Source organism: Cesiribacter andamanensis AMV16 (assembly GCF_000348925.1).
GTDB lineage: Bacteria > Bacteroidota > Bacteroidia > Cytophagales > Cyclobacteriaceae > Cesiribacter > Cesiribacter andamanensis.
Map to the genome: position 1 here is coordinate 1 of NZ_AODQ01000021.1, position 22,717 is coordinate 22,717.

Below are 22,717 nucleotides of genomic sequence, written 5' to 3' on the forward strand. Positions count from 1 at the left end.
TTTCAGACCCAGGGCAGCAGTGGCGGTCCGGTAGGCCTGATCAACGTAGACTTTATAAAGGGTAGACTTTTACTCCGGCGCCTTTCCCGCCAACCGGGGGGGTGCGCTCTCCTCCATCTTTGACTTCAAGCAGCGCGAGGGCCGCACCGACAAATGGGTCTTCAATGGCATCATTGGCGCCTCCGACCTGGGCATTACGGCCGAGGGACCCCTGGGCGACAGTGCTTCCCTTATCTTATCGGTGCGCCGCAGCTACCTGCAGTTGCTGTTTAAGGCACTGGAGCTGCCCTTTCTGCCCGTCTATAACGACTATCAGCTAAAGTACCAGTGGCAGCCCAACCCCAAAAACCGCTTTACCGTGGTGAGCCTTGGCGCTCTGGACGATTTTGAGCTGAACCTGGATGCCAACGAAACCGAAGAACAGCGCTATACGCTCAACAACCTGCCTGTTTCCAAGCAGTGGAACTACACCATTGGCGGTAAGTGGGAGTACTTTCGCAAGGGGGGCTATTATACAGTGGTGCTCAGCCGCAACATGCTTGACAACCGGGCCAGCAAATGGGCTGGCAATGATGAAAGCCGCCCCGAAAACCGCCTGCTCGCTTACCAGTCGCAAGAGATCGAAAACAAGCTGCGGCTGGAAGATTTTCGGCAGTTCGGCAGCGGCCTCAAAGTAACCTGGGGCCTCAACTATGAATACGCCAAGTACTCGGTTGATAATTACTTCAAAACAGTAGCCCAGGGCAACCCCCTTACCCAGGAGTACCGCTCCAGCCTGCAGCTGAACAAATGGGGCCTTTTTGGCCAGGCCAGCCAGGATCTGCTGGAGGGCAAGGTAATCCTTTCGGCCGGTCTGCGCATGGATGCCACCGACTATTCCGAGGAGATGAACAAGCTTTGGGAACAGTTTTCGCCCCGGCTTTCGGCCGCCTGGTACTTTCTGCCCAAATGGAGCCTCAATGCCAATGTGGGCCGCTATTACCAGTTGCCCAGCTATGTGGTCATGGGCTTTCGAAATTCGGCCGATGGCCCCCTGGTAAACCGCCAGAACGGGCTACAATACCTGCGGGCCGATCATGTGGTGAGTGGGGTAGAATGGGCGCCCACCAACTTTCTGCGCCTTACCCTGGAGGGCTTCTACAAATGGTACAGCAACTATCCCTACCTGCTGGATCAGGGCATCTCGCTGGCCAACCTGGGCGCCGATTTTGGGGTGATTGGCAACAGCCCGGTGATCTCCGCCTCAAAGGGCCGGGCCTATGGGCTGGAGTTTCTGGTGCAGCAGCGCCTGGCCAGCACCTTTTACGGCACACTGGCCTATACGCTGGTGCGCAGTGAATTTACTGGCCTGGATGAGGTCTATATCCCTTCGGCCTGGGATTACCGCCACATAGTGAGCCTTACAGGCGGCAAGCGCTTTCCCAGAAACTGGGAGCTGGGCAGCCGCTTCTTATTGAGCGGGGGCCCTCCGTTTACCCCCTTTGATCTGGCCGCCACCCTGAACCAGGAGAACTGGGACCGCAGCGGCCAGGGCCTGCCCGACTACGCCGCCTGAACCAGGGGCGCCTCAGCGCCTTCCATCAGCTGGATATCCGTATTGATAAAAAGTATTTCTTTCCCCGCTGGAGCCTGAACCTCTACTTTGATGTGCAGAATGTATATGCCTACGAGGTGGAGTTTCCCGATAACATTGATGTGGTACGGGATGCCCAGGGCCAGCCGGTATCCGATCCCCAGAACCCCGGGCGCTACCTGGGCAAACGCCTGCGCAATACCAGCGGTACCCGCTTGCCTACACTGGGGGTAATCATTGAGTTGTAGGAGGAGTGAACTTCTATGGCCAATCCTCCAGGGTTTTTTAAAACCCTGGAGGATTTTATTATCTAGTCTACCATAGAGCCGCATTACCCCCCCAGCCAGCGTTCCAGCAGGGCCCCGACGAAATAGGCCAGGGTAGCGGCAGCCCCGCCTAGCAGCAGGGTTTCCAGCATGGCGCGCCAGCGGGAGGTTTGGGTTACATAGCTTTTAAGGTAGCCAATGCCCAGAAAGGCCAGCCCCGTCAGGAAAGCCGCCAGCCAGAAGGGATCGGCCTGCAACCCCAGCTTGGAGAAGTCCAGCACATAAGTAAGTAGCGGCACCAGCCCTACGGCGATAAAGGAGGCAAAGGTTACTCCCCCAATAGCAAAGGGCGATTTGGTTTCCCGGATCATGCCCAGCTCTTCCTTCATCATCACATCCACCCAGCGGTCCCGGTCGGCGGTAAGCACATCCACCACCTTTTCCAGCAGTTCCCCCTTAAAGCCCTTGGCCTGCATGATCTCCCGCACTTCTTGGCGCTCCCGCTCGGGCAGGTGATCCACCTCCCAGTATTCGGTGCGCTCGTGCATGCTAAAATTATCCTGCTGGCTTTTGGCGCTCAGGTAGCTGCCTACGCTCATGGCAAAGCCATCGGCTATGAGGTTGGCAAAGCCCAGGATCAGCACCACCTGCGCACTTAGCCCCCCTCCGGCTGCACCGGCCACCACGGCAAAAGTAGTGACTGACCCATCGATGCCGCCATAGACAAATTCGCCCAGGTAGTCCTGCACCGGCCGCAGCCATTTGGGGCCGCTATTGTGAATGGCTGCTTCGGGGGGTTTGGCGGGGGGGTAGGGAGTAGTGCTCATGCCGGTAAGTTACGGCACAAGCAGGGCTTTTGCCATGACCTTTCTCAGGCTTTTTGACGGAAACACCCCTGGCAGCACGTATTTGTCTATTCTCCCCATACAGCTCGTCGAGTTATTTTACAGCTCAGCTACCCCATTCCACAGCTCAGGCACTAAAAATTTCAAAGCCGCTGCGCACCTGCCACCTTAGCAGAAACAAACGCAACCCATGAAGCCTATTTTTTACCTCCTGTTCTTATTCAGCAGCCTGGCCGCCCTGGCTCAGCCCAGCCTCAGCGGCCGGGTGACCGACCAGCAGGGACAGCCCCTGCCCGGTGCCAATGTGTTTCTGGCAGGCACCTTCAGTGGGGCGACCACTTCTGGCAACGGGGCCTTTTCCTTTCAGGCTCCGGAAGTGGGGAGCTATGTACTGGTCGTACGCTTTATCGGCTACCGGGAATTTAAACAACCCCTGGAACTGGCCGCTACCGACAGCCTATGGCTACCCGTGCAGCTGCGGGAAGAGCCTGCTCAGCTGGGCGAGGTGGTGATTACGGCCGGCACCTTTGAAGCCTCCGATGTAAACCGGGCTGCCTCCCTCACCACCCAGGATGTGCTCACCACCGCCGCTGCCCTGGGCGATGTGATCGGCGCCATTCAGCTGCTGCCCGGCGCCAGCCCACAGGCCGAAGACGGCCGCCTGTTTATCCGCGGGGGTAGCGCCGACGAAAGCCGCCTCTATGTAAATGGCCTGGCCGTACAGAACCCCTATGGTGCCACCGCTCAGAATCTGCCCAGCCGGGGCCGCTTTTCCCCCACAATGTTTCAGGGCTTTCGCTTTAGCACCGGTGGCTACTCGGCCGAGTGGGGCGAAGCACTCTCAGCTGTGCTGGCCATGGATCACCGCAACTTTCAGAACACCTCTCAGCAAACCAACCTGGGACTGATGAGCATTGGCGGCTCGCTGGCTCACCAGCGCAAGCTGGGCAGAGGGGGTATAGCGGCTGAAGTGGAATATACCAACCTGGCCCCCTACATGGCCCTGGCGCCGCAGCGCTACCAGTTTCCGCAGGCGCCTTACAGCTGGGGCGGCGCCCTGGTATGGCAGCAGCCCCTGGGGGAGGGCCGACTGCAGCTGATGCTGGACAGCCGCCGCGGCGGCCTGCACGTAAGCCAGCCCGACATTACCCAACCCAACGGCATCATGGACATAGCCCTGCAGAACCAGAACCACTACGGCCAGCTCAGATGGCAGCAACCGCTGCATAAAAACTGGCTGCTAACCAATGGACTTGCACTCTCGGCCGATGAAACCCTCCTACAGCCCAATGGCGCCCGTCTGGAGCAGCACAGCTGGCTGCTGCACCTCAAAAGCAAACTGGAAGGCGAGCTGAGCCGCAGCCTGCGCCTGACCCTGGGAGCAGAAGTAGAACGCCCCCATCTGGAAGAAGCGTACCGGGAGAGCAGCAGCCCTCTGCAGCAGCGCAGCCAGCAGTGGTGGCGCAGCGCCGGCTGGGCCGAGGCCGACTGGCAGCCCTTACGTAAACTGGCCCTGCGGGCCGGGCTGCGCAGCAGCCACAGCAGCCGTACCGGAGCCATGGCTCTGCAGCCGCGCTTCTCGGCAGCCTGGCAGCTACAAAGGGAGCAGCAATTATCCCTTGCGGCTGGGGTATACAGCCAGGAACCTGATACACGCTGGCTGCGGGAGCTGCCCGGGCTGGCCGATGCCCACAGCCGCCACCTGGTGCTCAACTACCAGTACCAGCCCGAGGGGCGCACGCTGCGTGCCGAAGCCTACTACAAGACCTACGAAGGACTACCCCTGTATACCCCAGATGCAGAGGGCAAGGCCCGGCTATCTACTGGGGGCAGCGGCTATGCCCGCGGTGCAGAAATTTTCTGGCGAGACCGGAAAAGCCTGAAGCGCACCGACTACTGGATCAGCTACTCTTATGTGGATAGCCGCCGCCAGTGGGCCGATTATCTCGAGGCGGTAACGCCCCCCTTTGCGCTTGCACATTCCCTGGGCATGGTGTACAAATACTTTATCCCCGGGCTGCGCAGCCAGGTGGGAGGTTCCTTCTCGCTGCACAGCGGCCGCCCCTATGAAAATCCCAATACGGAAGGCTTTATGAACGAGCGTGCCCCCCTGCAGCAAAACCTGAGCCTGAACTGGGCCTTTCTCTGGAAACAGAATCTGATTCTCTATACCGCCGCTACCAATGTGCTGGGAGGAGGCGATGCCCTTAGCTATCGCTATGCAGCCGAACCCGGCGCCAACGGGCAGTTTCAGGAGCAGGCCGTAGGCCCGTCGGCCAAGCGCTTTCTCTTCATTGGCCTGTTTTACACCCTTAGCCACGATAAACAAAAAAACCAGCTCGACCAGCTGTGATCATCCCCTTTACTTATTTCACTCAAAAAACCCTAATCCCTATGAAAACCGCTAATCTCTTAACCATCACCCTTGGCACCCTTTGCCTTCTCCTTGCCCCTTTTAGCCCTGCGCTGGCTCAGAATGCGGCCTCGGCCTACCCTCAGGCCATGCAGCAGGCCCTGGCCCAGCTGCAGCAGGCCAAATCTGCCGATGAGCTCACCGCCTCTATCAATACCTTTAGCCGCATTGGCGAGGCCATGCCCGGTGAGTGGTTGCCGGGCTATTACAAAAACCTCACCCGCCTGAACATGAGCGGCAGCCTGCCCTCTGCCAAAGAGAAAGACCAGCTGCTGGCAGAGGTACTCACCGAACTGGACGCGTTGCTGAAGCAGCACCCCAATAACAGTGAGCTGCTTACCCTGAAGGGCTACCATCACATGCTGTATGTAGCGGCCGATCCGGCCAGCCGGGGGCCGCAGTTCTCCGGCCTTACCATCCAGCTGCTGCGCCAGGCCATGGCCGCCGACCCGAACAACCCGCGCGCTTACCTGCTGCTGGGCCAGATGCAATGGGGCATGGCCCAGTTCATGAACAGCTCTACCGACCAGGCCTGTGCCCTCTTTGCCCGGGCCCATGAACTGTATACCGCCAGCTCCACCACCCCCTCACTGGCTCCCAGCTGGGGTGCAGGTTCGGCCAAGCAGCTGCTGGAGCGCTGCCAGCCGGCAGACTAGGCTGATTTTATCCCTGCCTATTACAATACCCCCTAAAACCTTGTACCTTTGGTTATGTCTCCGAATGCTGTTAATACCTCAAGCTGGCGCGGTCAGGCGCTGGGAATCTTTCTGCTGAGCCTGGGCTTTACGGTGCTCAACAATCTGGACGGTTCCCACCAGATAAGCTCCCTGCTCACCTCCTTCTTTTTTACCCTTGTGGTATGTGCCGCCATGTGGCTGGGCAATGGCTGGATCACCGACCAGATCAGCAACCACATTAGCTGGGTAGAAAAGCCTGTGCTGCGCTTTACCCTTGGCGTAGGGGCTATGGTGGTGTACACCACGCTCATCTACATGCTTATTTTCGAGACGATTGAATGGTACATCGGACGGGAGTTTTCCAGCCGCACCTACTGGCAGTCCATGATCATTACCATGGTGATCACTACGCTTATCTCGCTGCTGATGCACGCCCGCTCCTTTCTGCTCAACTGGCGACAGGCAGCCATAGACCGGGAGCGCTTGGAGAAAGCCCATGTGGCCAGCCAGTACCAAAGCCTTCGCAACCAGGTAAATCCGCATTTTCTGTTCAACAGCTTTAATGTACTTACCGAGCTGGTGCACCAGGATGCCGACCTGGCCGAGCGCTTTGTGCGCCAGCTAAGCAAGGTGTACCGCTATGTGCTGGAAAAGCGCGATGCCGAAGTGGTGCCCCTGCAGGAAGAGCTTACTTTTCTGAAAAGCTTTCTGTTTCTGCAGGAGATCCGCCAGCCCGGCACCCTGCTGGTAGCATGGCCACAGGGGGTATCAGACGAACTGGGCGTACCCCCTCTGGCGCTGCAGCTGCTGGCCGAAAACACCATCAAGCACAATGTGCTGGATGCCAACCATCCCCTAACGCTGCGGCTGCGCATCCAGGAGGGGATGCTGGTGGTTGAAAACCAGCTCAGGCCCCTGCAGCAGCCCGCCGCCGGCACAGGGGTGGGGCTCTCCAACCTTAGCCAGCGCTATGGGTACCTCTCCACCATCCCGGTGCAGGTCCAAAAAACTGCTGACTCGTTTATCGTAAAACTGCCGCTGCTCAAAATCCCTGTCTATGAAAGTGCTCTTGGTTGAAGATGAAAAACTGGCGGCCGACCGGCTGGAAAAGCTGATCCGGCGCCTGGAGCCCCAGGCCGATATTGTAGGCAGGGCCACCAGCGTGCAAAGTGCCTGCGACTGGCTGGAACAGCATGGTGCCCCGGAGCTGGCCTTTCTGGACATTCAGCTGGGCGATGGCCTGAGCTTTGAGATCTTTGAGCGCTGCCCACTGCAATGCCCCGTTATCTTTACCACCGCCTACGATGCCTATGCGCTCAAAGCCTTTAAGCTCAACAGCATTGATTACTTGCTTAAACCCATAGAAGAAGAGGAGCTGGAAGGTGCCTTTAAGAAATTCCACCAGTGGCAGGGCAGCCGGGCAGCAAACAGCACAGCAGCCCTGCCACTGCCCGACCCCATGGCCCTGGAGCGCACCCGCCTGCAGCTTAGCCGGCAGTACAAGCAGCGCTTCCTGATTCGCCTGGGCGAGCAGCTTCATGCCATTCCGGTAGAGGAGATCCTGTATTTCTGGAACGAAGAAAAAGCCACTTTTTTAACTACAACGGCTGGCAGGCGCTACCTGGTCGATTATTCCCTTAACCAGCTGGAGGAATTGTTGGACCCGGCCCTCTTCTTCCGCATCAACCGCCAGCAAATGCTGCGCCTGGAATCCATCAAAAATATCATCGCCTACAGCGGCAGCCGCCTGAAGGTGGTGCTGCAGTATGCCGAAACCAAAGAAGCCCTGGTAAGCCGGGAGCGGGTAAATGAGTTTAAAGCCTGGCTGGATCGCTAAGCTACCCCTGCATTTCCTGCAGCACCGGCAGGGATTTGAGGTCGCCGAAGTCGGCTACATGCAGGCGGTAAAATTGCAGGATCATCTGCAGCACATGGCGGCGGCGCTCGCCATTCAGGGGGATGGGAGCCCCATAGGGCTCCAGCAGCAGGCGCTCTACGGCCTCCCGGTCAATGGCATCGGCCGAGATGTAGGGGCTTACTTCCTCCAGAAAATCATCGGCCGTTGGCGTGGCAAAGCCCAGGTAGCGGGATAGCTTCAGCAAAAACTGCAGGTGGAAGTTCTGTACCCCCTCCTGCTGCCCATCCAATACATGAATGGAATGGTGTAGAAACTGGTAGAGCACCGGGTTGGGCTCTTCGGACTTGAGCGACTTGCTGAGCAGCTCGGTTAAAAAAAGTACGATGCCGGTCTTTTGAAAATCCATCGGCAGGTACACAAAGGGCTCCGGGCACTTGATCTCCCGGATGCGGTGCAGGTTGGCCCGTTCCTGATGGTACACCACCAGTTCCAGCAGCGTAAGGGGTTGGTAGAGCCCCATGCGCCCCCCGCCGCTTTTGGCATTGCCACTGCTGCGCACCCCATTGACAATATAGGATTGCAGGCCCAGCACCTCGGTATAGATCTTGACAATAATGGACGTTTCGCGGTAGCGAATGTAGCTGAGCACTATGCCTTTGGTCTTCTGGAGCATGCTGGTTTATGAGTTCTGTACGCTTTCAAAAAAACAAATAATGGGGGGCTAACATTCCCAAAAAGGCATTTATTAGCGCACTACGGCCACTTTTCCTACCAGCGCCTCGGTGCCCAGCGCATTGGCGCTAAAGACCAGGTACATCCCTGTGGCAACAGGCCGGCCGCGGCTGTCCAGCAGGTCCCAGCCCGCGCTGCCCCCCTGTGCCTGAAGCTCCCGCACCAGCAGGCCGGCTGTATCGGTAATCTTAACTACGGCATCCTGCACCAGACCGCTAATGCCCACCTGCCCCCTGAAACCGGGCCGCACCGGGTTTGGAAATATTTTGATGGAGGCCTCATGTGTTATGCCCCCCTGAGTGGCATCGCTGCGGTAGCTGACCAGCCCGCCCTGGGTGGCCACAAACACTTCGCCGCTTTGCTGGTGCACAGCCAGCGACAGGATGCTGTTGGAGGGGAGCGGGCTGTTGGCCGTGGTAAAGTGCTGATACAGGGTATCGCCCAGGGCGCCAAACAGCCAGAGGCCATTGATAGTGCCCACCCATTTGCGGTTACCTCCATCAATTGCCAGGGCAGTTATCTGCGTGCCATCCAGCAGGGGGCGCTGCTGGTAAATGGGCAGCGCTGCGGTAACAGAATTGTTGCTAAGCACTGCCGCCGGATTGGGGAAAAAAGCAAGGCCATCGCTGGTGCCTGCCCAGACACTGCCCTCCCGATCTTCCCTGAGCACACCTACCCGGGCAGAAGATAACCCCCCGCTGCTACTGGCGGTGCCTAATAAGCGGCTGCCGGGCTGCTTATCCGGATTGAAGACCAGAATGCCCTCGGATCCGCTCAGGTTGGGGTTCAGGCGCAGCCAGACATCGCCGGTATAGGGAATGAGGAGCTGATGGGCGGTGGCCGCCTGGGTATTGCCCTGCAAAAAGGCCTGCCACACCCCCTCGGCAGGTCGGTAGCGGTGCAGCGGCCGGCTGTTGTTGTAGACACTCATCCAGACCCCTCCCTCCCGGTCTATGCCCACGCTACTGAGCAATACCCGATTGGGGTAGTAGCCATCCGGCTGCAGGCTGGTGCCAGGGGTACCTGCACCAAAGAGGGTAAATGCATCCTGCCGGGAATTCCACTGCAAGAGCCCATCGGAATAGGAGGCCATAAACCAGGCCTGTTCCCCCTCCGACCAGGCAGCATCCACCAGGTCCCGGGCAGGGGGCATGGGCTGGCTGCCCGTCTGCGCCTGCGGATGGTAGTTGATCCAGCCCCTTTCTGCGCTGAATACACTAAAGCCCTGTGTATTCAAGGGTGCTCCCTGGGGCGTAAAGCCCCCCGGAAGGGCTACAAGCTGTCCATTGCCATAGCGCAGGTGGCGAATCTGATCGCTGAGCGGCCCATCCGGGCTCAGGCGGCTGGTAGCCCCCTGCTCCTGAGCCAGCAGGCCGCCTTCCCGGGTACCAATCCAGTAGCGGCCACCGCTTTCCTGCACGGCTGTAAGGGGCCCGATGGTAGCCGGAAGAGCCAGCTGGCTGTACTCCCCTGTCTGTACACTGTAGCGGTAAACGGTTGTGGCAGTCGTCAGGATAAGCGCATCGCCCCCCTCAGCGGTCCGCAGGCTTAGCAGCGGGCCTGGCTCGGGTGCGAACTGTTGCACCCACTGGCTTCCCTCTTTTCTGAAGAGGCTCCCGGCGGTGTTGCCCAGCCAGAGCTGACCGCCAATCGCCTCTAAAAAATCGTTACCCCCTGCAGGCAGTCCCTGCTGGGTGCCGTAGCGTTGCCAGCTGCTGAAATCATTCAGGTTTACACCCGGCCCCAGCCGGTTGGCAATAAGGCCTGCGCTGGTAGCGGCGTAGAGGGTATCCTGGTGCAGGGCCAGGTCGTATACGGTCACCCGCTGCCCCTGGGGGCCCAGGTTCAGGTAACTATCCTGCAGGCGCGCCTGCGCCAGGCGAATGATGCTAATGCCATAGTCGGTGGCCACCAGAGCAGAATCTCCCCTAAACAGCACAGCACGCAGCGTTTTGGAGCCGCTGAAGGGGGCTGAGCGGATGGTGGGAATAGGGGTGATCTTCCCGTTCTGCAGCAGATCAATGGCGCCGCTCCGGTATCCGACAAAAAGAATAGCGCTTTGTGGCTGCCAGCCCAGGGTGCTGATGCCGGCATCGCTAAGCCCCTGCTGGCGGCCCAACTCCCGTACTTCGCCATCGGCCCGATCAAGGTAAAAAAAGCCCGATTCGCTGGCGGCATAGACCCTATCTGCCGTAAGCACCAGCTGTGGAATGCGGGTGTAGGAAAAATGGGTACGCCAGCTGCCCAGTGGAATATTGCCCTGCCCCCAGACGGTGGAAAGGCTAAAAAAACTCACTAGCAACAGGAGCAGCTGTTTCATGGGGTAGGGGTAGGCGAAAAACGTTCTGATATTGGTGTGAAGGCTGTATCTGTACAAGTAGTACCGGCATCTGCAGCCTGCACCCCTTCTGAAAACCGGCTTTTCCATTTAAAGAACGATATTTTTACCACGCTCTGCAAACCCTCTTGCGCCAGCCCACTCAGGCAGAGTGCATAAGCATGCCCTTTGTACTAATGACAGCGGCAAGGGCTGGTGCTCAGATGATCTGCTCGGCCTTAGGCCCCTTCAGGAAACAACGCCGGCAGCGGGCCTCATAGGTATCTTTTTCGCCCAGCATTACCGTTTTCTGATCGGCTACCAGGCGGTAGGAATAGTGGGCAATATCGCCGCATTTGATGCAGATGGCATGCACCTTGGTCACATACTCGGCAACGGCCAGCAGCTGGGGCATGGGACCGAAGGGTTTGCCGCTAAAGTCCATGTCCAGGCCCGCCACAATAACCCGCTTGCCGCTATTGGCCAGCTTGGTGCAGATATCCACCAGGTCCTCATCAAAAAACTGGGCCTCATCGATGCCCACAATATCACAATCGCCTGCCAGCAGAATAATATCTTCAGAAAACTGCACCGGTGTGGAGCGGATGGAGTTGCTGTTGTGCGAAACCACATCATAGGCATGGTAGCGGGTATCTACCGCCGGCTTAAAGATCTCTACCTTCTGGCGGGCAATAAGGGCACGGTTGAGCCGGCGCAGCAGTTCCTCGGTTTTGCCGCTAAACATGGAGCCGCAGATCACTTCGATCCAGCCCGCCCGGGTACCGCTGCTTTTGCCGGCTATTTTAGGTTCAATAAACATATACTCCTCTTATCGCTACTGCACTAGTCGGTATACTGCATGTGGGGCAACTTATTTACATTGGGCACACGCACCAGCACATCACCTCCGCTGGCGGTGCACTGGCAGGCCAGCCGATACCCATCGGGCAGACGGCCCAGCTGCTGCATGCGCAGCTCATTATCCGATAGGGAACTCAGGTGCTCCTCGCCCTCCAGCACCTGCATTTTACAGGTGGTGCAGCGCCCCTTTTGTCCGCAGGCCTGCATCCAGTCAATCCCCTCCTGGCCAAAAGCTTGCAGGATGCTTTGTACGGAAGGGGGGAGTACAACCGTTTTATTGGCAAGATTTTGTATTGTGACGGAAGGCATTGTAATTTGAGCTTACAAAAGAAACTCCCTTAGGCAAAAGAGCAAAATAAAGCGGGATAAATTTGCAAAGCAGAACCCCCGATTGCTGAATTTGCGTATGCCTACAGGCCACACCCAAAGGACTGCTTTGCATACTGGCATGGGGCTTGCTCTTTTGAACAAAAACGATTTTTTAGAGAATTAAACAGGATGGCGCGCAAACTGAACAGAAAGGCCGCTGAAGCCTATAGCAGGAACTTCAGCGCTACGGTAATGGATGAGTTTTATGCCAATCGCCAGGCGGCGAGCGGTCAGGATATCCTGGAGATCACCCCCCTGCAGCAGATCAACCTGCTGCTGATTCAGCGGCTGTATGTGCGCTGGCAGGAAGATACCCTGCGCCTGCGCAGCCCCTACTTCAACTATGAGCATCCGCAGGTAAAGGAGGCACTGCAGCACTTTATGAATACGCTCTCCCGCCACATTCTGGTGGAGCGTGCAGCCCTGCAGCCCCTGCTGGAAGAAGCCGTGCTGGACAGTCTGCGCCTGCTGCTGCAACCCATGGCCTACTTTGATGAGCTGCTGCGCCGCTACCCCCAGCGCGAAAATCTGCTGGCCTCCCTGCGGTACCTGCGCTGGCAGGAGTCGATCACGGGCATGTTACAGGAACAGCTGGAGCAGGGCGAAATCACCGATCCGGATTTTCTGCTTACTCTGCTGGATGCCAGCATAAAATCGGGCAAGGTAACGCTGGATGCCATAGATGAACAGATCATGGCCTATGAGCAGGTGCTGCCCCTGCCCCTGGAGCTGGTAGATGAGCCCGCCAAAGACATCCCTGCGCCCCTGAAAGAAGAGGAGGAGGGCGATTTCTTTAGCGCGATTACCCGTTCTGCGCCCAGGCCCAGCCGGCCTGCACCCCGGGTGGAGCCCCCAACGGAGCCCCAGCCGGAGCCCAAAGCAGAACCTCAGCCACAGGCCCAAGCGCCCCGTCCGGCTCCCGAACCCAAAAAGGAAGCAGCGCCCATCCCGGCATCGGCGCGGGTTACCACCGTGGTTTCGCCCATTGCAGATCCCGATCCTACGCCCCGCCCCCAGCCCAGGCCCGCTACTCCCCCCCTGCTGAGGCCCCATCTGGAGAGGTCCGGCCTGGAGAGGTCCGGCCTGGAGAGGTCCGGTCTGCCAGCCCCTCAGTACACCCTTCATCCAAAAAACAGGAAGAAGAAAGCCGCACCCTTAATACCCGCTTTGACAGGGGAGAAAAAAAGCCGCTCCACGAAAAATTTGAGCAGAAAGAAAGCCGTGCCCCCCTGGTACAAAAGCCCCGCAGCGCCAGCATTCGCAACTACATCACCCTTAATCAGCGCTTTATGTTTGTAAAAGAGCTGTTTGGTGGCGATGGCGGGGCGTTTAATGCGGCCCTGGATGCGCTGGATGCCTGCCCCAATCGCCCTGCCGCCAGCCAGTGGGTACAGGATCATCTGGCCCAAAAAGTGCAGTGGCAAAACAATCCGGAAGTAGTTGAGGAGTTTGAAGGGGTGCTGGAGCACCGCTTTGGGAGCCTCTAAAAAAAATACTTCGGGAAAGGAACCCAGCCGGAACGCACTGGCCCGATTTTGGATTATGATAGGAATATCCGCTGCCCTGTACCGGCAGCCCATTAACGTAAACAGCACCTACCCTCATGATCAAACGCATTGTAGGCATTGCCGCCCTTGGCCTGCTTAGTCTTCAGGCCTGCATGGCCCAAAGCACCCCTTCGCCCCGCACGGCCACCCTTCACCCCTATGAGCTGGACGATTTCTTTAAGCAGGAAAAATTGCTCGATGAGCAGGTGGAGCTGATTTATAAAAGCATGACACCCGAACAGCGGGTAGGCCAGATGATTGTACCGGCTGCCGGCCGGCTGGGCAAGCCCGATGCCGAGCTGGACGAGCTGGTTCGCAGGGGATGGATTGGGGGAGTGCTGCTGCTGAATGGCACCACCAGCAGCTTTAAGAAGTATGTGCACCGCTTCGACAGCATTAGCCAGGCCAATAGCCACCTGCCGCTGGTGTACAGTGCCGATGCCGAGCCAAGCCTCATTAACCGCAAGATCAGCGATAGCCAGAAGGTGCCCAAAACCTCCGAGCTAAAGGATACTTCCGAAGTAATTGCTGTAGCCCATACCATTGCTCATCAGCTGAAGGATATCGGCATTCTGTACAATTATGCTCCTGTTACCGACCTCAGCCTGCAGAATGCTGCCATTGGCAACCGCAGCTTTGGTTCCGATCCGGCCCAAGTGGAGCGCATGAACAAGGCCTTTATCCTGGCCACCCAGGCCGATGGGGTAGCGGCCACCGCCAAGCACTTTCCCGGGCATGGCCTGGTGCAGGGCGACTCGCACAAAAAGCTGGTCTACATTGATGGTGACATGAAAGAAGTAGGGGTATACAAGGGCCTGATCGATGCCGGTGTACTGAGCATCATGGTGGGCCATATTGCCGTACAGAACAACCCCCGCTACAATACCGGAGGCGAGCCCGCCACCCTGAGCCGCACCATTGTAACCGACCTGCTCAAAAATGAGATGGGCTATAAGGGCATCATCACCACCGATGCCATGAACATGGGTGCCGTAGCCGCCATTCCCAACGCTTCGCTAAAAGCTGCCAAAGCCGGCATCGACATGATCCTGATGCCGCTAAAGGAAAAAGAAACGCTCTTTGCCATCCTGGCCGAAATGGACAAAGACCCTGCCTTTAAAAAGCAGGTAGAAGAATCGGTAAAAAAGATCATCCGCTTCAAGCTCTGCCTGGGGGTGATCCGGTAAGTTGTAAGCGGTATAGAATACAAAAAGCAAAGGGTAGTAAGTGCTATCCTTCGCTTTTTTTAATGTTCCGACCTCCCTACACATCCACCCGCTTGGTATCCTCCACCTCCAGGATCAGATCGGCTCCGTAGGCCATAGCAGGGGTTTGGTAGCCAGTTTTCAATTCTCCCTTCAGTATTTTTTGAGCAATGAGGGCAGCGGTTTTGGCAGTAAGGGTGTAGCCATTCAGAGTCTCCAGGCGGCTTACCACCATGTTGCCGCTATCGGTCCAGGCCCTGCCCCAGAGATAACTGCGGCCACTTTCCCGCGCCTTATCCGAGGGGCCGGCCGGGCGTTTATCGATCTGCTTTTTGAGAAAACTTTTAACGACCCCCTGCCTGAGCAGCCAGCCTGCATACCGGCTCAGGCGCATCTGGCGAATCAGCTTGTCAGGGGCCGCCATATACACCTCTATGTTGGGAATGCCGGTACTGCGGTAAGCCGTGGCGATATCGCCCCAGGGTATGCAGACAGCCTTGGAGCGGAAGGGGCCAAAATCAATATCCAACAGCCGGCTGCCATTGGGAATATCCACCAGCTTGCCCCCCTGCCGAATGGGGCTACCACCCCCCAGGCCCTCGATCATGGTTTTGGCCGTACCCCGGGAGGGTCCACCCTTTAGGCCGGCAAAGGCCAGCTGCAGGTATTCTGCCTCGGGCAGGCGCTGTTTCAGGTGCAGGGCAAGGCAATCGGAGGGCACCACATCAAAACCTACCCCCGGCATGAGCTGTATGCCTACTGACCTGGCCCGTACATCGTAGCCGGCCAGCTGCTCAAATACCTGGTACTCGCCGGTAATATCGGTATAGTGGGTTTTGGCCGCCAGACAGGCTTCGGCCATGGCCGCAGCTGTATGTGCAAAGGGCCCGGCACAATGGATCACCACAGCCCCCCTTTGCAGGAGCTGCTTTAGCCCGGCAGCATCCCCTATCTCAACCGCCTGGTAGGGATAGTCGGACCGAATACTTTGCTCCTTTAGAGCACTTTCTTTACGCCCTGACAGGAGCACCCTGGCACCAGCGGCTTTAAGCTCGTCTACAATCAGGGCGCCAGTGTAGCCATAGGAGCCATAGACAATAATGGTCTGGTCTTTTTGGGGTGGGGTAGGCATGGGCAAAATGAAATTGATTGATATACGTGCCTAAAGATAACCTCCCCCCGGCCCTTCTGTTAACTACTGTAGAAAAAAAGCAGCAAAGAGGGGGAGCAGCAACAGTTCGGACACCCGCTTTGGCCTTGCTCCAATGATTGGCCTGAAGACCTGTAAAAACAAAAAGCCACCCCTTACAGGTGGCTTTTGTGTTTATTTGCAGGTTATCCATTACCAGATCCTCAGGCAGCCTGGGCATCGTCGTTGCGCTCATCAATTACCTTTTTCACTTTTTCGATCGCTTTTTGAATGCGTTCGCTATCCAGCGTATTGATGTTCTCGATCATCCTGGCCTTTTCATCATTGGTGATGTGCTTGTTGTTTAGCAACAGCAGCAGCTCAGTTTTTTGCTTTACAGAGGCCAGCGGAGCGGTTGCCTTAGGCGCTGCAGCCTCGCTGGTAGCGGCTGTAGATACAGCTTCTTCCGCAGCGGCGTTGGCAGCTTCCTTCACCTTCTTAGGGGCTGCTGCTTTGATACGCGCAGGCGAGGCTGGCCCGCCTGCCGGCGAGGCAGGCTCGCTAACCATTGAGGCAGCTGCACCTGCCGACCTGGCAGGAGAGGCTGGCTCACGGTCATACGCACGGCTTTGTGTCTTAGTGGAGCTGCTATCATCCCGTACCAAAAAATCCATTTCTTCGGCAGGGGTAGGCTCATAACCAGCCGCCCGGATAATCCAGGCCAGTATATTGCGATAGGCTTTCCCAATAGCCCGGGTTTGCGCCATGGAGGCAATGGCAAACTCCTGGTAGTAGCGCTTGCCGGATTCTTTATTGCTGCAGATGGCAAAACCAGAGCCTACGATGGTGTCCGTTTTCAGATTCATCAGCTTTACATGCGCCTGGTATTTCATCTCGTCGTCACCAGTTTCAATACGTTTCACTTCTTCGATGACAGGAAGAATCCCCAGACGGGCACCGGCATACTGCCAGCCCTCTACGTTCACATAGTCTTTGCCCTGGATCTGCATGGCCAGTCGATTTTCACGAATGAATTTCGCCAGGTCCTGCGCCAGGTGTAGTGTTTCGCTAGAGTTGGATATATCGTAGCTTTCCACTATTTTCTTCTCGGTTTTTACCACTCCCTGTGACATATCTTTTCCGTTTATTAGCTTCAAATACACAACACAGCTCCCGCTGGATTAGTGCATTAAATTACTAAAAAAATTTAGTAAATAAATAGCTTTTATCTCTGTATATCAGCTATTTTATAAAATAGTGGAACGCTTAGCCTACTTGTTAATATTTTTAGCATTTTTGCATGCCTCCTAAACCTTTTGTAGCCCCGGCAGGGTTAAGAAAATGCCATGCCCCTTACCGAACGTCTCCACCAGCACTTCCCCTTTTCCCCTACCGCCGAGCAGGAAGCGCTGTTTAGAAAATTAGCCGATTTCATGGCACCTACCAGCCGGGCAAAACCCTGCTTTCTGCTGAAGGGCTATGCCGGCACCGGCAAAACCGTGGTGCTGCAGGCCCTGACTAAAAGCCTGCGTCAGCAGCGCAAAAAGGTACTGCTGCTGGCCCCTACCGGTCGGGCCGCCAAGATCCTCTCTAAGAATTCAGGCCAGGAGGCCTACACCATTCACAGCCAGCTGTACAAGCCGGTGCAGCACCCCTACTCAGGCCAGATGGATATGCAGTTGCGCAAAAATTACCACCGCAATACCCTTGTTATTGTAGATGAAGCCTCCATGCTGAGTGGAGAAGGGGGCAAAAGTGATGGAGGCTTGCTGGCCGACCTGACCAACTGGGTGTATTCCCAGCCGGGCAATGCGCTGCTGCTGGTGGGTGACCCGGCCCAACTGCCCCCCGTGGGCGAACGCACCAGCCTGGCGCTGGAAGAGGATGTGCTGCGCTGGGCCTATGGCCTTGATCTGGAAACGCATAGTTTAAGTGAAGTAAGCCGCCAGCAGCAGGGTTCCGGCATTCTGGCCAATGCTACCTATCTGCGCCAGTGCCTGGAGGAGTTGCCGCAACAACTGCAGCTGACCACCAGCGGGTATAGGGATGTATTTCAGCTTCCCGAAGAGCGGCTGATGGAGGGGCTCCGCTGGGCCTACCAGCATGAAGGTGCAGGCAATACGCTCTTTCTCTGCGCCACCAATGAAGAAGCTGCCAAAACCAATGCCCTTATCCGCAGCGCCATACTGGGCTATAGACAGGAGGTGGTGGCCGGTGATCTGCTGATGATTGCCCGCAATAATTACCAGGCACTGCCTAAAAACAGCAAACTCAGCTACCTGGCCAATGGCGAATTTGCCGAAGTTACCCATGTGATGGGAGAAGAGCAGCGCTTTGGCTTTCGCTTTCTGCGGCTAAAACTACGCCTGCCCGATGAGCCTGCTCTTGCTCCTTTTGAATCCTTTGTACTAATGGAAACGCTGGACAGCAGGCATCCCTCCCTGCCTGAGGAGCGCAGCCGCAGCCTTTTTGAAGGGGCCAGCCGGCAGTACCGCTACATGGCCCGCAGCAAGCAGGTACGCAGCCTGCGTAAAGACCCCTATCTGAATGCCCTGCAGGTAAAGTTTGCCTACGCCCTTACCTGCCACAAAGCACAGGGCGGCCAGTGGAAAACCGTGTTGCTACAACCCCGGTTTTGGGTGCGGGAACCCAATACGCCCGATAAGCTCCGGTGGTTTTATACCGCCATAACCCGCGCAAGTGACACGCTCTACCTGCTGAATGCCCGTTTGTAATATTTGGAGATAGCTTTTTGGAGATTTTGCAGCAATTCCTACTCCAAAAAAATGGATTTTAGTAAAAGGGATGCTTAAAGCATCTATGTATAACTATTTGATATATAAGCAATTAAAATAATGCTTTCCCATCAACATTACCCTATCGTTAAAAAATCTTTATAAAATAAGGTGGCCATCGGAACTTATAAACAGGCCAAAACCTTATTAAGGTACATTTGGCTTATTCATAGTTGATAGGTTTTAATGTTTTGGTTGAAAGGGAAAAAATCCGCCTTCTGGGCGGATTTTTTCTTTATAGACACTTCTAATTTTTCTACTTGCGGGCCGATACCGAATCCAGCAGTTTAAGGGCATTGGGACCCAGGTTATCGGTGATCAGTTTGCGGTACTCGGTGCTGTTCACAAACTCATTCATAAAGCGCTCCATCAGCGGCGACCAGTCGTTGCTCTTAGGCATGATCAGACCAAAGCTCTCGGTGCTTTCATCTCCGGCAGGGTGGCGCTTGATGGGCAGGCCATCCTTAATGGCCGATAGGTAGTAGGTAAAGTCCAGGTTGGCAAACAGCTTGGGATTGTCGGCTACCATCTTGAGCGCCTCCGGGCTGGAGCCTACATACTGATAGGTTAGGGCTGGAAACAGCTGTTTCTTCAGCCCATTTACACGGTCTTCATTGGTTGTGCCCCGCACTACCACAGCCTGCATTCCGGCAAAGGCAGTGGCAATCTGCTTTTTATCTTCCAGCGTTGGCACATTTTTGTGGGTCACCAAAATGGCCACATTGGTAATAAAGGGGGGGCTAAACTGGTAGCTCTTCTTGCGCTCTTCGGTAATGGTAATGTTGCCCAGGCCAAACACCCCTCCCTGCGCCCCCTGCACTGTAGCCATAAAGCGCTTAAAGTCAGAGGCATCCTTGCCATAGTAGCTGGTTTTAAGCTCAATACCCTCATGCTTCTTCACCCAGGCACCAAAGGCATTCATCAGGCCTACACAAAAGCCCGTCATGTTGCCGGAGGCATCCTTGCCGGAAAAGCCCGGCGTTTCTACATAGGTGTAGATAAGTTGTGCACTGCCCTTTTGCTTGGCCTCGGCATAGGTATCGCCTTTAAGCTGTGCAAGGGCATCGGAGCTAAGGAAGGCCAGCAGCAGCAGACTGCAAAGCAACTTCCAGGGGAGAGAGTTTCGTGTATTCATGGCGCATTACCGTAGTTGATACAAGGGGTAAGATAGGGCTATGCGCCAACAGAAATTCTAAAATGTAAGTTTTTCAAAGAATATTATACCTTAACCGTTCAATTCTTCCCGCAAAAATAGGGCCGTATAGCTTTTTTCCGCTTTGGCTACTTTTTCGGGAGTACCCTGTGCAATAATCTGCCCGCCGCCACGCCCCCCCTCCGGGCCCAGATCTACCACCCAGTCGGCTACTTTGATCACATCCAGGTTATGCTCGATGATGAGCACGGTATTGCCCCTATCCACCAGCTTCTGCAGCACCCGCAGCAGGTGCTGAATGTCCTGAAAGTGCAGGCCGGTGGTAGGCTCATCCAGGATGTAAAAGGTATTGCCGGTATCTTTCTTGCTCAGCTCGGTGGCCAGCTTTACCCGCTGCGCCTCGCCTCCGCTCAGGGTGGTGGCATGCTGGCCCAGGGTAATGTAGTCCAGGCCCACATCATTCAGCGTGCGGATCTTGCGGGCAATCTTGGGCTGGTGCTCAAAGAACTCCACGGCCTGCTCTACGGTCATGTCCAGCACATCAGAAATGCTCTTGCCCTTAAAGCGCACTTCCAGCGTTTCCCGGTTGTAGCGCTTGCCCTTGCATACCTCGCAATGCACATGCACATCGGGAAGAAAGTCCATTTCAATAAGCTTTAGGCCGGCGCCGCCGCATTCTTCACAGCGGCCGCCTTTTACATTAAAACTAAAGCGGCCGGGCTTATACCCCCTTATTTTAGCCTCGGACATCTCGGCAAAGAGGGTGCGGATATCGCTGAACACCCCTGTATAGGTGGCCGGGTTGGAGCGGGGCGTACGGCCGATGGGCGACTGGTCTACCTCAATTACTTTATCCAGGTGCTCCAGTCCCTTGATCTCCTTATAGGGCAGGGGGTCCCGCAGCGCATTGTAAAAATGCCGGTTCAGCAGGGGGTACAGCGTATCGTGAATAAGCGTAGACTTGCCGCTGCCGCTTACGCCGCTTACGCAGATCATGGTGCCCAGGGGCAGTTTCAGGTTTACATTATGAAGGTTGTGGCCACTGGCACCCTTTAGCTCCAGAAAGTTACCATTGCCCTTGCGCCGCTCTTTGGGCAGCGCAATGGCCCGCTCGCCGCGCAGGTACTCCGGCGTAACGGCCGGCAGCTGAATAAACTGCTGAGGGGTGCCTGATGCTACAACCGTACCCCCATGGCGGCCTGCGCCGGGGCCAATGTCCAGGATGTAGTCAGAGGCCATCATCATGTCCTTATCATGCTCTACCACCAGCACCGTATTGCCGATATCGCGCAGGTCCTGCAGGGCCTTGATGAGCTTTACGTTATCGCGCTGGTGCAGGCCGATGGAGGGCTCATCCAGGATGTAGAGCACCCCTACCAGCTGTGTGCCAATTTGGGTAGCCAGGCGAATGCGCTGGGCCTCACCCCCACTAAGGGTACGCAGGGGACGGTTCAGGTGCAGGTAGTCCAGGCCCACATCCAGCAGAAAGCGGATGCGCTTGCGGATTTCCTTGAGCAGCTCGCTGGCTATCTGCAGCTGGCGATCGCTCAGGCGGGCTTCCAGATCATGAAACCAGTTGTAGAGGGCCTGTATGTCCAGTTCGGCCAGCTCCGCTATGTTGCGGCCATCGATCTTGAAGTGCAGGGATTCTTTTTTGAGGCGTGTGCCTTCGCACTCGGGGCAGGTAACGGCCGTGGTGTAGTCTTCAACCCAGGAAACGGTTTTGTCGGAGCCTTCCTCCTTCTGCTTTTCCAGAAAGGGAATAATGCCCTCAAAACTGGTATCCCAGCTGGTGCCGGGGTATTTCTTGGATTTTACCTTTACGGTTTCGGAGCTGCCGCGCAGCAGGATCTCAATTACCTCTTCGGGCAGTTTGTTGATGGGGGTGGTAAGGGCCTGCTTGTGCTGCTTAAGGATGTACTGGATTTTCTTGAAGATCCAGATATCCCTAAACTCGCCCAGGGGGGCAATACCGCCGCGGCTGATGCTCAGGTTGGGATCGGGGATGATGGACTCCCGCGTAATTTCTTCGATCACCCCCAGGCCGTTGCACTTGGGGCAGGCGCCGTAGGGGGAGTTAAAGGAAAAGGTATTGGGGGCCGGCTCATCGTAGCTCAGGCCCGACTTGGGGTCCATCAGGTACTTGGAGAAGTGGTGCAGCTCACCGCTATCGGCATTGAGCACCATTACCAGCCCTTCGCCGTGCTTCATGGCGGTGGCTACCGACTGGCTCAGGCGGTAGCGGTCTTCGGGCTTCAGCACCAGGCGGTCGATCACAATCTCAATGTCGTGGATCTTATAGCGATCTACCTGCATCTTGGGCTCGATGTCCTTGATCTCGCCATCGACCCGTACTTTGGTAAAGCCGCTTTTGCGGATCTGCTGAAAGAGCTCCCGGTAGTGGCCCTTGCGGCCCTTTACCACCGGCGCCAGCAGAATGAGGCGGGCGCCATCAAAGGCCTGCATCAGGTGGTCCAGGATCTGGTCTTCGCTCTGGCGTACCATTTTCTGGCCCGTCAGGTAGGAAAAAGCCTCCGAGGCCCGGGCATAGAGCAGGCGCATAAAGTCGTAGATCTCGGTGGTGGTGCCTACCGTAGAGCGGGGGTTGCGGCTGGTAGTTTTCTGCTCAATGGAGATCACCGGCGAGAGGCCGTTGATCTTGTCCACATCGGGCCGTTCCATACCCCCCATAAAGGAGCGGGCATAGGCCGAAAAGCTTTCCATATAGCGCCGCTGGCCCTCGGCATAGATGGTATCAAAGGCCAGCGAGGATTTGCCGCTGCCACTGATGCCGGTGATCACCACCAGCTGGTTGCGCGGAATGCGTACATCAATATTCTTGAGGTTGTGCTCCCGGGCACCAATCACCTCTATATGTTCTTCGCCAACGGGATCGAAACGTTTTGGTGCTTGCACTTTAGCCGCTTCGTCTGCCCGTTTGCTTGCTGCTTTTATCTTCCCCATAGTATTCTACAAA

At 56.5% G+C, this 22,717-nt stretch carries 19 protein-coding genes; 10 read left to right on the forward strand and 9 right to left on the reverse strand.

Annotated features, from left to right (window positions below; all coding sequences use genetic code 11):
* Window positions 1-241 precede the first annotated feature (241 nt).
* Window positions 242-1,555: a TonB-dependent receptor plug domain-containing protein gene (locus ADICEAN_RS05750; protein WP_009194607.1), complete on the forward strand. Its 1,314-nt coding sequence runs from the start codon at window positions 242-244 to the stop codon at window positions 1,553-1,555.
* Between the two features lie 92 nt (window positions 1,556-1,647).
* Window positions 1,648-1,821: a hypothetical protein gene (locus ADICEAN_RS22570; protein WP_009194608.1), complete on the forward strand. Its 174-nt coding sequence runs from the start codon at window positions 1,648-1,650 to the stop codon at window positions 1,819-1,821.
* Between the two features lie 83 nt (window positions 1,822-1,904).
* On the opposite strand, the gene ADICEAN_RS05755 is transcribed toward ADICEAN_RS22570, so the two are convergent.
* A complete protein-coding gene (locus ADICEAN_RS05755) occupies window positions 1,905-2,666 on the reverse strand; it encodes a VIT1/CCC1 transporter family protein (RefSeq protein ID WP_009194609.1) in 762 nt (253 codons plus the stop codon).
* Window positions 2,667-2,874: 208 nt separating this feature from the next.
* Here ADICEAN_RS05755 and ADICEAN_RS05760 point away from each other — a divergent pair, with 208 nt between their 5' ends.
* Genes ADICEAN_RS05760 through ADICEAN_RS05775 form a run of 4 tightly spaced genes read left to right on the forward strand, consistent with a single transcriptional unit; the run spans window position 2,875 to window position 7,611 of the window.
* A complete protein-coding gene (locus tag ADICEAN_RS05760) occupies window positions 2,875-5,037 on the forward strand; it encodes a TonB-dependent receptor (protein ID WP_009194610.1) in 2,163 nt (720 codons plus the stop codon).
* Between the two features lie 41 nt (window positions 5,038-5,078).
* The gene (locus ADICEAN_RS05765; RefSeq protein WP_009194611.1) at window positions 5,079-5,753 is read left to right on the forward strand and encodes a tetratricopeptide repeat protein; all 675 of its coding nucleotides are present in this window, start codon (window positions 5,079-5,081) and stop codon (window positions 5,751-5,753) included.
* Between the two features lie 54 nt (window positions 5,754-5,807).
* Window positions 5,808-6,851, forward strand: a complete 1,044-nt coding sequence (locus ADICEAN_RS05770) for a sensor histidine kinase (RefSeq protein ID WP_009194612.1) — start codon at window positions 5,808-5,810, stop codon at window positions 6,849-6,851.
* The gene (locus ADICEAN_RS05775) at window positions 6,832-7,611 is read left to right on the forward strand and encodes a LytR/AlgR family response regulator transcription factor (protein WP_009194613.1); all 780 of its coding nucleotides are present in this window, start codon (window positions 6,832-6,834) and stop codon (window positions 7,609-7,611) included. The genes ADICEAN_RS05770 and ADICEAN_RS05775 overlap by 20 nt, the downstream gene beginning before the upstream one ends.
* A 1-nt stretch (window position 7,612) precedes the next feature.
* Here the strand turns inward: ADICEAN_RS05775 and recO are convergent, their stop codons facing one another.
* The 4 genes from recO to ADICEAN_RS05795 all read right to left on the reverse strand — a co-directional run bounded on the left by recO (window position 7,613) and on the right by ADICEAN_RS05795 (window position 11,851).
* On the reverse strand, window positions 7,613-8,305 hold the full coding sequence (gene recO / locus ADICEAN_RS05780) for a DNA repair protein RecO (RefSeq protein ID WP_009194614.1): 693 nt from the start codon (window positions 8,303-8,305) through the stop codon (window positions 7,613-7,615).
* Window positions 8,306-8,377: 72 nt separating this feature from the next.
* A complete protein-coding gene (gene porZ, locus ADICEAN_RS20980; RefSeq protein WP_009194615.1) occupies window positions 8,378-10,684 on the reverse strand; it encodes a type IX secretion system anionic LPS delivery protein PorZ in 2,307 nt (768 codons plus the stop codon).
* A gap of 217 nt (window positions 10,685-10,901) precedes the next feature.
* On the reverse strand, window positions 10,902-11,501 hold the full coding sequence (locus ADICEAN_RS05790) for a thymidine kinase (protein ID WP_009194616.1): 600 nt from the start codon (window positions 11,499-11,501) through the stop codon (window positions 10,902-10,904).
* Between the two features lie 23 nt (window positions 11,502-11,524).
* Window positions 11,525-11,851, reverse strand: a complete 327-nt coding sequence (locus ADICEAN_RS05795) for a 2Fe-2S iron-sulfur cluster-binding protein (protein WP_009194617.1) — start codon at window positions 11,849-11,851, stop codon at window positions 11,525-11,527.
* 189 nt (window positions 11,852-12,040) lie between these two features.
* Here ADICEAN_RS05795 and ADICEAN_RS20985 point away from each other — a divergent pair, with 189 nt between their 5' ends.
* The 3 genes from ADICEAN_RS20985 to ADICEAN_RS05810 all read left to right on the forward strand — a co-directional run bounded on the left by ADICEAN_RS20985 (window position 12,041) and on the right by ADICEAN_RS05810 (window position 14,645).
* The gene (locus ADICEAN_RS20985) at window positions 12,041-13,210 is read left to right on the forward strand and encodes a hypothetical protein (protein ID WP_009194618.1); all 1,170 of its coding nucleotides are present in this window, start codon (window positions 12,041-12,043) and stop codon (window positions 13,208-13,210) included.
* Window positions 13,201-13,398 (forward strand): hypothetical protein, encoded by a 198-nt coding sequence (locus tag ADICEAN_RS05805; RefSeq protein WP_009194619.1) that lies wholly within the window; start codon window positions 13,201-13,203, stop codon window positions 13,396-13,398. The genes ADICEAN_RS20985 and ADICEAN_RS05805 overlap by 10 nt, the downstream gene beginning before the upstream one ends.
* A gap of 116 nt (window positions 13,399-13,514) precedes the next feature.
* Window positions 13,515-14,645 (forward strand): glycoside hydrolase family 3 N-terminal domain-containing protein, encoded by a 1,131-nt coding sequence (locus ADICEAN_RS05810; protein WP_009194620.1) that lies wholly within the window; start codon window positions 13,515-13,517, stop codon window positions 14,643-14,645.
* Window positions 14,646-14,721: 76 nt separating this feature from the next.
* Here the strand turns inward: ADICEAN_RS05810 and ADICEAN_RS05815 are convergent, their stop codons facing one another.
* Window positions 14,722-15,795, reverse strand: coding sequence for a saccharopine dehydrogenase family protein (locus tag ADICEAN_RS05815; RefSeq protein WP_009194621.1), 1,074 nt, complete (start codon window positions 15,793-15,795; stop codon window positions 14,722-14,724).
* A 221-nt stretch (window positions 15,796-16,016) separates the two neighbouring features.
* On the reverse strand, window positions 16,017-16,925 hold the full coding sequence (locus ADICEAN_RS05820) for a hypothetical protein (RefSeq protein WP_009194622.1): 909 nt from the start codon (window positions 16,923-16,925) through the stop codon (window positions 16,017-16,019).
* Between the two features lie 213 nt (window positions 16,926-17,138).
* Between ADICEAN_RS05820 and ADICEAN_RS05825 the strand changes: the two genes are divergently transcribed.
* Window positions 17,139-18,527 (forward strand): ATP-dependent DNA helicase, encoded by a 1,389-nt coding sequence (locus ADICEAN_RS05825; protein WP_009194623.1) that lies wholly within the window; start codon window positions 17,139-17,141, stop codon window positions 18,525-18,527.
* A 316-nt stretch (window positions 18,528-18,843) separates the two neighbouring features.
* Here ADICEAN_RS05825 and ADICEAN_RS05830 read toward each other — a convergent pair whose 3' ends face one another.
* Window positions 18,844-19,722: a substrate-binding periplasmic protein gene (locus ADICEAN_RS05830; RefSeq protein WP_009194624.1), complete on the reverse strand. Its 879-nt coding sequence runs from the start codon at window positions 19,720-19,722 to the stop codon at window positions 18,844-18,846.
* Between the two features lie 90 nt (window positions 19,723-19,812).
* A complete protein-coding gene (gene uvrA / locus ADICEAN_RS05835; protein WP_009194625.1) occupies window positions 19,813-22,704 on the reverse strand; it encodes an excinuclease ABC subunit UvrA in 2,892 nt (963 codons plus the stop codon).
* Window positions 22,705-22,717: the final 13 nt, after the last annotated feature.